The organism is Methylobacterium aquaticum (genome assembly GCF_001043915.1).
GTDB classification, from domain to species: Bacteria; Pseudomonadota; Alphaproteobacteria; order Rhizobiales; family Beijerinckiaceae; genus Methylobacterium; species Methylobacterium aquaticum.
Window position 1 is genome coordinate 1 of the sequence record NZ_LABX01000334.1, and the last position, 9384, is coordinate 9384.

Below are 9384 nucleotides of genomic sequence, written 5' to 3' on the forward strand. Positions count from 1 at the left end.
CGCGACGAGGTGATGCCGCCGAGGTTCAGGCCCACGAGCCCGCCCACCAGGGCGCCTTGCTGCGACAGCGGGCCGGTGCCGACCGCGCCGGTGCTGAACGCGAAAGCGACGGTGCCGGCATTGCTGCCGGCGAGGGCGCCGACCGCCGAGGCGGTGCTGCCGCCCTGGACAGGCGCTGCATCGCCGAGGGCGACGGCGGCGTTGGTCAGCCCGATGTCGCGCACTAGGCCGCCGGCGCCCACCGTGCCGAACAGGCCGTAGGTGCCGACGCCGGTCGCCGTGATGGCGAGATTGGCGATCGTGTTGCCGAGGCCGGTGAAGGTCCCGGTGAACGCATTTGCGCCGGACGCCGCTACCGCGTCGGCGTAGGGCGTGGCCGCGGTGAGCGGCGCGGCGAGGGCCGAGGCGCCGGTCAGGCTCATGCCGGCGACGTCGGCCATGGAGTAGAGCAGCGCGACCGGCCTGCCGTTGATCGTGAGCGTCTGGTTGCCCGGGTTCGTGGCCTGCACGGCGCCGCTCGCGTCGAGGAAGCGCACCGACCCCGTGCCGCCGACCGTGGAGGTCGCCGAGAAGGAGAGGTTCGTGACGCTCGACGCATCGTAGGCCAGCGCCACCGCGCCGGCCCCTTTCACCGTCACGGGGGCATTCACCGCCAGGGACCCGCCCGACAAGAGACCCAGCGATCCGCCCGCGTTGAGCGACTGGGCCGCCGTCACGGTGATCGGCGCGACCGCCCCGGTCCGCACCATAGTCGTGCCAGCCGGATCCACCGCGTTGTCGAGGGTGAAGCCCGCCGCGCTCGTGACGAAGCCACGGCCGGTGAGGCCGGCGATCAGGGACAGCGTGCCCGCGCTCGCGACGGCGTTGGCGCTGGTACGGGCATCGGTGAGCGAGGGCGCCTGGGAAAGGCGATCGGCGGTGGTCGGGACGGTGAGCGCCCCGCCGTAAAGGTTCACGCCGCCCTGCGCCGGGGTGACGGCCGCGTAGGTCGAGGTCGCGAGCGTCGCCGCCGCGTTGGCGTAGGTGATGGTTGGGGTCGCGGCCGTGTCCCGCACGGTCGGAACGGAGGCCATGAAGCTCGTCCCGCTCCCGATCGTGCCGGCCGGCAGGGCGAGGTAGTAGTACCCGTTGGCGCCCGTCGTCGCCTGTCCGAGCAGGGTGCCACCGGTATCGACCGAGACCTTGACGGCCTTCGCGCCGGAGGCCGCGAGGGTCGCGCCCGCATCCGTGTAGGCGGTCCCCGAGATCGCTTGGACGCCGTTCGGGTAAAACCCGAGCAGGTAGGGATAGAGCCCCGGTCCAGTGCCCCAGACAGCTGGGTCGAGCCCGGACGGCCGCGCGCCAGACTGGAACTGCGCCGTGGAGAGGCCGGTGGCGCCCTGTCCGGGTCCCATGCCGACGCCGACGGCGAGGCCCGAGGTTGAGCCGTCCCAATACGAGCCGGTCAGGGAGCCGCCGCTTTGCTGACCGACGAGGGCGCCCACGGCCGCGCCGCCGACGACCACGCCGGTCGCGTAAGACCGCGTGACGGAGCCATCGGGGCCGAAGGTCCCGCCGACAAGGCCGCCCGTGTAGAAGGAGCCCCCTTGGACCGCACCCATCGCGAAGCTGTCGCGGATCTCGCCTGTGCTGGCACCAACGAGGCCGCCGACATTCTCGGCGCCTGCCACGCTGCCGAGCGCGTAGGAGCGCGCGACCACCCCGTGGTCCTGGCTGCCGATCAGGCCGCCGATGCCGCCGTTCGTGCCCCCGGGTCCGGCCGCGCCGACGACGGCCGCGTCGGAGCGGGACAGGTCGACGACGCTGCGCACGCTCTCGCCGATCAGGCCGCCGACCGCCCCACCCCAGCCGTTGAGGCCGACGCTCTCGACGCGTCCCGAGGTGGATACGAAGGCGATGGTGGAGGCCTCAGCGCGGCCGGCGAGCACGCCGGCCTTCTGGGCGCCCAGGATGCGGGCATCCGCGAGGCTCAGGCGGGCAACGGTTGCGCCCGCGAGATCGGCGAAGAGCCCGACGCCGATCGTCGTCGGCGCCGTGACCGACAGCCCGCCGATCGCGTGGCCGAGCCCCTCGAACGTCCCGGCGAAGGCGCCGCTCACCGGGGAGGCGGCGTAGGTCACCCCCGCCGCGTCCACGTCCGCGGCGAGCGCGTAGCGGCCCGACAGCCCGCCCGCTGCCGTCTGGTTCGTGATCGTCCCGCCCGTGACCGCCGCCGCCCCATCGATGCCGTCGAGGTCCGCCATCGAGCGGACCAGCGTGTAGGGCACGCCGTTGATGGCGAGCGACCCGCCGCCCGCGAAGGTCAGGCTCCTGCCCGGCGCGAAGGAAAGGTTGGTGGGGGAGGACACGTCGTAGGCGAGGCGCACCGGCGCCCCGGTCGCCGTGACGTTCGCCGCGAAGGCGAGCGACCCGGCCGCGTAGAGCGACAGCCCCGCTCCGCTCAGCGTCTGGTCCTGCGCGACCGCGATCGGCCCCTGCGTGGTCCGCACGAAGAGCCCGCCCGCCGCGCCGGCGGGCACCGCCGCGTCGAGCGTGAACCCGGCCGGATCCGTCGCCACGTAGCCCACCCCGGACAGGGTCGACACGCCCGCGAAGGGAAGGCCGCCCCTCGCCCCCGCATAGAGGCCCTGGTTGGGGATGAGCAGCCCGCTCACGGTGGTCGGCGCCGCCGACAGGGTCGTGGCGGAGGTCGGGGCGATCAGGGTGCCGCTCCAGACGTCGAGGTGGCCCGTCGTGCCGGTGGCGGAGATCAGGCTCGCGCCGGCCACCGGCTGCGGCTGGAGGGGGCTCTCGACGTTCGTCTCCGTCGTGTAGGCGAGGACCGGGGTCCCGGCCGGGGAGAGCGTCCCGGCCGGCAGGGCGAGGTAGTAGGCGCCGTTCGCGCCGGTGACCACGTGCGACTGCGTCCCGCCGACATCGACGAAGACCCGGCGCGGGACGATGTCGTTGGTGTCGCCCGGCCTCGCCAGGGGCGTCACGCCGCGGTCGGCATAGGCGATGCCGGAGATCGCCTGCACCCCGTTCGGGAAGGCGCTCCGGAGATAGGGGTAGAGCCCGGGCCCCGTTTCCCAGGCCGCCGCGTCGAAGCTGCCCGGCAGGGCGCCCTGGAGGTCGGCCGTGACCCGCCCCGTGCCTCCCGCGCTGGCCGTCCGGCCGGTGGTTGCGACGTCCCAGTAGGCGTCCGCCACCGTGCCGGTATTCGTGCCGATAAGGCCGCCCGTCCAGGGATGGTTGGCGATGACCTGCCCGGTCGCGTAGGCCTGCGCCACGGTGCCGCCGGCGTTGTTGCCGATCAGGGCACCGGATGAGGCGCCGAGTCCGATGACGGCGCCGGTGGCGTAAGCCTGGCTGACGGCCCCGGCATTGGTGCCGACGAGCCCGCCCGCGTCCTGCGTCTGCCCCTGGACGGCACCGCTCGCAAAGGCCCGGAGGATCGTGCCGCTATTCGTGCCGACGAGGCCGCCCACGCCGATGCTGCCCAAAACGTCGCCCGCGGCGGAGGCGTCCCGGATGCTGCCCGCGTCGTTGAACCCGACCAGGCCGCCGACGGAAGTCCCCGTAACGCTGCTGACAGTGACGGCGGCCGAGGCCCGCACGATCGTGCCGCCCCGGTTCTGTCCGACGAGCCCGCCGGCGGTGTCTTGCGCGGACACGCCGCCCGACGCGGAGACCTGCGCGAGCGTGCCGCCGTCGTTGAGACCGACCAGCATGCCGACGGGGCCGAAGCCAAGCACCGAGCCTCCGGTGAGGCCGAGGTCGCGGATCGTCCCGCCGGATCCGAGGGCACCGAACAGGCCGACATTCGTGGTCTGGCCGGCACCGATCGAAACCAGTCCGATTCCGTGCCCGAGGCCCTCGACGGTGCCGGTGAAGGGGGCCGGCGTGTCGAAGGATTGCGCCGTCGAGCCGACCACCGGCGTGCCGTAACCGATGGCGCTGCCTGTCGCCGTGCCGTCCGTCGTCGCGAAGAGGTCGCCGGCCAGCGCATAACGGCCGGCGAGGCCGGGGCCGAAGGTGGAGACGCTCACCCGGTCCGTCGCACGCCGCCCGTCGATGGCGTCGAGGTCCGCCATCGAGCGGACGAGGGTGTAGCCGGCCCCGTTGATGGTCAGCGACTGGCCCACCACCGGGCTTGCCGTCGCCGACCCGTCCGCGGCGTTGAAGGTCAGGCTCTTGGCCTGCGCGAAGCTCAGATTCGTCGGGTCGGAGGCGTCGTAGCCCAGCACCACCGGCACCGCGCCGTTGACCGTCACGGCGGCGTTGACCGCGAGCGCGCCCGCCGCGATCAGCCCGAGGCCGCCGCCGCCACCGATCGTCACCGGCGCCGCCACCGTCAGCGGCGCGCCCGCCGCCACCGTCTGCACGCCGAAGCTGCGGCCCGTCGTCACCGCCGTGTCGATGGTGAAGCCCTGCGGGTTCGTGGCCGCCAGCACCGGTACCGCCCCCGTCAGGAAGGCCGGAAGCGTGGCCCCGTCCGGCACCGCCGGCAGGGTCGCGGGGTCGAAGCCGGAGGCGGAGAGGGTCGGCCGGTCCGTGCGCGCGCCGAGCAGGGTCACGCCGCCCCAGATGTCCATGCCGGTCTGGGCGGGCGTGCCGGACGCGAAGGTCGCCGTGGCGAGCGCTGCGGCGTTGCTCGCCCCGCTCCCGTCCTGGGTGGTGTAGGCGACGAGACCCTGCCCGGCCAGGATCGTCCCGGGCTGGCCGAACACGTAGTAGGCGCCGTTGGCGCCGCTGCTCGCCGACCCGAGCGTCGTGCCCGCCCCCACCACGGTGATGCGGGCGCCGGCCGCCGGCGTGGTGCCGGCATCCCGGTAGGCCACGCCCGAGACAGCCTGGATGCCGGTCGGGAAGAGGCTGGTCAGGTAGGGGTAGAGGCCGCCGGCTCCACCCGCGAAGGCGCTCCCGAGCTGCCCCGGGTCGGTGAGGCTCCCGCCACTCGGCAGCGGATCGAGGCCCTGGAACTGGTGCGTGGTCAGGCCCGTGGCGCCCGAACCGGAGCCGCCGCCCGCAGCCGCGGCCCGCCCCGTCATCTCCGTGTCCCAGGAGGACTGGGCGATGCTCCCCTGGTTGTAGCCGACCAGCCCGCCCGCGATGCGGCCGCCGATGACGTCGCCCGTGGCGTAGGACTGGACGATGCCGTTGGTGTTCTGGCCGACCAGCCCGCCTATGTACCCGTCGCCGGCGACGCTGCCTGTGGCGTAGGACTGGACAATGCTGCCGGCGTTGTAGCCGGCCAGCCCGCCCACGGAGGCGAGCGAGCCGCCGGTACTGACGCTGCCTGTCGCGTAGGACTGGACGATGCTGCCGGCGTTGAAGCCGACCAGCCCTCCCGAGGCACTTGAACCGCCTCGGACGTCGCCGGTGGCATAGGACAGGACGATGCTGCCGCCGGCGCTGTACCCGGCCAGCGCGCCCACATTCTGGCCGCCGCTGACGCTGCCGCCTGACAGCCCGACATCCCGCACGACGGCGCCGGACGACAGGTATCCGAACAGACCGGCAGTGCCGCCGGCGCTGATGGTCAGGTTCGTGATCGCGTGGCCGAGACCCTCGAGCGTCCCCGAGAACGGCGTCGAGCCGTCGGTACCTGCCAGCGAGTCGGTGTAGGTCGTGCCCGTCGCGGACAGGGTCCCGGCGAGCGCGTATCGGCCCGACAGCCCACCCGCTGCCGTCTGGTTGGTGACGGTGCCTCCCGAGACCGCCGGCGCCCCGTCGATGCCGTCGAGATCCGCCATCGAGCGGACGAGCGTGTAGCCCTGCCCGTTGATGGCGAGCGCCCCGCCCGTTCCTGCGAAGGTCAGGCTCCTGCCCTGCGCGAAGCTCAGGTTCGTCGGATCGGACGCCGCGTAGGCGAGCGTCACGGAGGCCACGCCGTTCGCCGTGAGGTTCTCGTTGATCCGCAAGCTTCCGCCCGAGAGCAGCCCGAGCGACCCGCCGGCGTTCAGCACCTGCGCCGCCGTGACGGTGAGCGGCGCGCCCGCGCCGGTCTGCACCACCGTCGTGCCCGCCGGGTCGACGGGCGCGTCCAGGGTGAAGCCCGCCGCGCTCGTCACGAAGCCGCGGCCGGAGAGCCCAGAGATCAGCGTCGCGGTGGCGGCGCTCGCCACGCTACCGGTCGCCGCCCTCGCATCGGCGAGGGAGGGGGCGGCAGCGAGCGTTGCCTCGCGGGTCGGGACGGTGAGCGCCCCGCCATAGAGGTTGACGGCGCCCTGCACCGAGGTGCCGGCCGCGAGGGTCGAGGTCGCGAGCGTGGCAGCGGCGGTGGAGAGCGCGCCGTTCGTCGGCACCGAGGCGACGAACGGCGTGCCGGTGGCGAGCGTGCCGGCCGGGAGCGCGAGGTAGTAGTACCCGTTGGCGCCGGCAGTGGTCTGGCCGAGGAGGCTGCCGCCCGCGTCGAGGGACACCGTGACGGTTCCGGACGCCCCGGAGGCCGCGGGGGTCGCGCCGGCGTCGCGGAAGGCGGTGCCGGAGACCGCCTGGACGCCGTTGGGGAACAGGCTCGTCAGGTAGGGGTAGAGCCCGTTCGCCCCTCCCGCGAAGGCGGCGCCGAGGCGTGCGCTGTCGGTGATCGTGCCGCCGTCCGGCAGCGGGTCGAGCCCCTGGAACTGGCGCGTGGTGAGGCCCACAGCGGTGGCGGGGAAGCTGTCCCGTCCGACCGCGCTGCTCTGCCCGGTGGTCTCGGTGTCCCAGTAGCTTGCGGTCACGGAGGAGACGTCGTTCCGGCCGATCAAGCCACCGATGGACGTGGTGTTGTTCGGGAACCGGATGGAGGCCAGGCCGGTCGCGAAGGACCGGGTGACCGAACCGCGCGTGCCGTTGTAGCCGACGAGGCCGCCCACGCTCAGGGACATGGCCTGCGTGCCGGCGACGCTGCCGCTGGCGGACGTGTCGGCGACCCGCCCTTGGTTCACACCGAGCAGCCCGCCCAGGAAGACCGTGTTCTGGGCACCCGTGACGGCGCCGGTGGCGGAGGAGCGCAGCACGGTGCCGGAGTTGAAGCCGGCCAGCCCTCCGCCGGGGCCCCAGGGTCCTCCTCCGCTGCCCGCGTTGATGGTGACGCTGCCGGAGGCGGCGCTGTCCGCGATGAGGGCCGTCACGACGGTGCTGGGGGTGAGGGTCTCGGTGCCGCTGAGCCCTACCAAGCCGCCCACGTTGCGCACGCCACTGACGGTGACGGCCGCGGAGCCACGCAGGATGGACCCTTCGTTGAAGCCGACCAGCCCGCCGACGGAGCCGGCGGTGCTGCTCACGCTGCCGGTCGCGGAGACGTTGGCGATGACGCCCGCGTTGTAGCCGGCGAGGCTGCCCGAGCCGGTGATGGTGGTGGTGACGCCGACGCCGACGAGGCCGAGGTCGCGCACGATGCCGGTGCTGGACACGCCGCCGAACAGGGCGGTGCTCGCCGAGGTCGGCGGATTGGTGAGCGTGAGGTTGGCGATCTGGTGCCCGAGCCCCTCGAAGGTGCCCGAGAAGCGGTCGGACGGGGTGCGGTTGCGGGTGACGAGGGCGCCGGCATAGGACACCGCCGCGGCGTCGAGGTCGCCGGCCAGCGCGTAGCGGCCCGCGGCGCCCCCCGCCGCGCTCTGGTCGGTGATCGCCTGCGCGGAGGCCGCGACCCCGTCGATCCCGTCGATGTCGGCCATCGTGCGGACGAGCGTGTAGGGCTGCCCGTTGATGGCGAGCGCCCCGCCCGTTCCCGCGAAGGTCAGGCTCTTGCCGGACGCGAAGCTCAGGTTCGTCGGGTCGGAGGCATCGAAGGCCAATCCCACCGAGGAGGCGCCGTCCGCCGTGACGCTCGCGTTGATCCGCAGCGCCCCGCCCGAGATGAGCCCCAGGCTGCCGACGGCGGTCAGCGTCTGCGGTACCGTGACGGCGAGCGGCGCGCCCGCCCCGGTCTGCACCACCGTCGTGCCCGCCGGGTCGACCGCCGCGTCGAGGGTGAAGCCCGGCGCGCTCGTCACGAAGCCGCGGCCGGAGAGCCCAGAGATCAGCGTCGCGGTGGCGGCGCTCGCCACGCCGCCGGTTGCCGCCCTCGCATCGGCGAGGGAGGGGGCGGCAGCGAGCGTTGCCGCGCTGGTTGGGACGGTGAGCGCGCCGCCGTAGAGATTGACGCCGCCCTGCGCCGGTGTGGCCGTCGCGTAGGTCGAGGTGGCGAGGGTGGCGGCGGCGGTGGAGAGCGCGCCGTTCGTCGGCACCGAGGCGACGAAGGGCGTGCCGGTGGCGAGCGTGCCGGCCGGGAGCGCGAGGTAGTAGTACCCGTTGGCGCCGGCAGTGGTCTGGCCGAGCAGGCGGCCGCCCGCGTCGAGGGACACCGTCACGACGCCGGCCGAACCGGAGGCGGGCGTCGCGCCCACGTCCTTGTAGGCAATGCCCGAGACCGCCTGGACACCGTTCGGGAACAAGCCCTTGAGGTAGGGGTAGAGGCCCGGCCCGCTGCCCCACACCGTCGCGGTGAAGCCCGCCGGCAGGGTGCCCTGAAGCTGGGCCGTGGCGAGGCCCGCGACGTTGGCCGATTGCTGGCTGTAGTCGGCGCCGAACGCGCTCCGCCCGGTCGTCTGCGCGTCGTAGGCGCCGCTGGTGATCGTGGCGCCGCCGAACAGATCGTTCTGGCCGACGAAGGCGCCCACGAAGGAGCCGCCGGACACCGGGCCGGTCGCGTAGGACTCGACGATGCGGGCCCCGGACTGCGTCGTCCCGGCGAGGCCGCCGACGTTCATGGATCCCGCGACCCTGCCGGTGGCGAACGATTGGAGGATTAGGCCTCCGGACTGCGTTCCGACGAGCCCGCCGACGTTGCTGTCTGCGGAGACGCTCCCGCTCGCAGAGCTCTGCGCGATGGTGCCGGAGTGGTCGCCTGCGATCCCGCCGGCTTGCGAGCCGCTCGCCTGCACGCGTCCCGAGGTGGCACTGAGGAGGATCGTCCCGCCGTTGCCGCCGACGAGGCCGCCGACGACGTTCTGACCGGAGACATCCAGATCCGCCGACGTGGCGACGACCGTTCCGAAGCTCTCGCCGGCGAGGGCGCCGACGATGCCTTGCGCCGACACGGTCCCGCCCCGCAATGCGAGATCCCGCACCGTCGCGCCGCCGCCGATGCTCGCGAACAGGCCCGCCTTGAAGCCGGAATTGTTCTGGGGGTTCGTTGGCTTGGCGATGGTGAGACCGGTGATCGCGTGGCCAAGGCCCGCGAAAGTGCCCCCGAAGGACCCCACCGGCGCGTCGATATAGGTGGTGCCCGACGCGGCGAGGTCGTCGGCCAGCGCGTAGCGGCCCGACGGGCCGGCGCCGAAAGGCGTGACGGCGCTTCCGTCGACGGCCGAGATCCCGTCGATGGCGTCGAGCTCGGCCATCGCGCGGATCAGCGTGTAGCCCTGCCCGTTGATG

At 73.7% G+C, this 9384-nt stretch carries 1 protein-coding gene; it reads right to left on the reverse strand.

What is annotated here, in order from left to right:
- A partial coding sequence (locus tag VP06_RS31315; protein ID WP_048467733.1) for a GLUG motif-containing protein occupies positions 1-9384 on the reverse strand: 9384 nt, incomplete at both ends.